Source organism: Phaeobacter sp. HF9A (genome assembly GCF_011806385.1).
In the GTDB taxonomy this organism is placed as follows: domain Bacteria; phylum Pseudomonadota; class Alphaproteobacteria; order Rhodobacterales; family Rhodobacteraceae; genus Epibacterium.
In genome coordinates this window covers 1-847 of record NZ_JAATOX010000255.1, presented here as the reverse complement: position 1 = coordinate 847, position 847 = coordinate 1, and the positions used below count along the sequence as shown (strand labels likewise).

The 847-nt window shown below is 60.6% G+C and carries 1 pseudogene; it reads left to right on the top strand.

Annotated features, from left to right (window positions below):
* The first annotated feature begins 97 nt into the window (after positions 1-97).
* A pseudogene (istB, locus tag HCZ87_RS20765) lies at positions 98-835 on the top strand (IS21-like element helper ATPase IstB).
* Positions 836-847 lie beyond the last annotated feature (12 nt).

The window sequence follows — 847 nt, the reverse complement described above, 5'->3', positions numbered from 1 at the left end:
ATGACCCCCGCCCAGAAACTGAGAACGGCCGCGTAAATTCTACGACCAAGTCCCCGCAGAAACGGGGGGATTACCGACCCAGCTGAAGCTCTACGGCATGAAGGCCGCCTACGATGAGATCATCACCACGGCGGTGAAGCGTCAGCACGAGCCCCAACAGATCGTCGTGCCGCAGGCACGCCTCTGGCGTGGCGAGCTGCTGAATGCCGAGATCAGTGAGAGCGAGCCATTGTGCGCCATTGGTTCAAGAACAATGGCGAGCGCGCTCTCGATCAAATACCAGATGATGATCGCCAAGCTGCCTCTGGCGAAAGAGGTCGACGAGTTCAGCTTTGAAGAGACGCCAGTCAACGAGACGCTGGTGCGCGATCTGGCCGCCGGTGAGTTCCTCGAACAGCAGCGCAATGTCGTGCTCATCGGTGGCACCGGGACCGGTAAATTCCACCTTGCCGTGAGCATTGCCCGGGCCTGTATCCGGCGCGGCAAGCGGGGGCGCTTCTTCAATGTCGTAGACCTGGTAAACAAGCTCGATGCCGAAGCCCGTGCCGCCCGGCAGGGGCGCACTGCGGATCTCTTGTGTCGCCTCGATTTCCTGATCCTCGACGAACTCGGCTATCTTCCCTTCGCTCAGACCGGTGGCTAGCTGCTGTTCCATCTCATCAGCCGCCTCTACGAGCGCACCTCAATCATCGTGACGACCAATCTCGACTTCGGCGAATGGCCTTCGGTCTTTGGCGACGCCAAGATGACCGCTGCGGTGCTCGACCGGCTGACCCATCACTGTGACATCGTCGAGACCGGCAACGAGAGCTGGCGCTTCAAGACCCGTGAATGACCGAGAACCCGC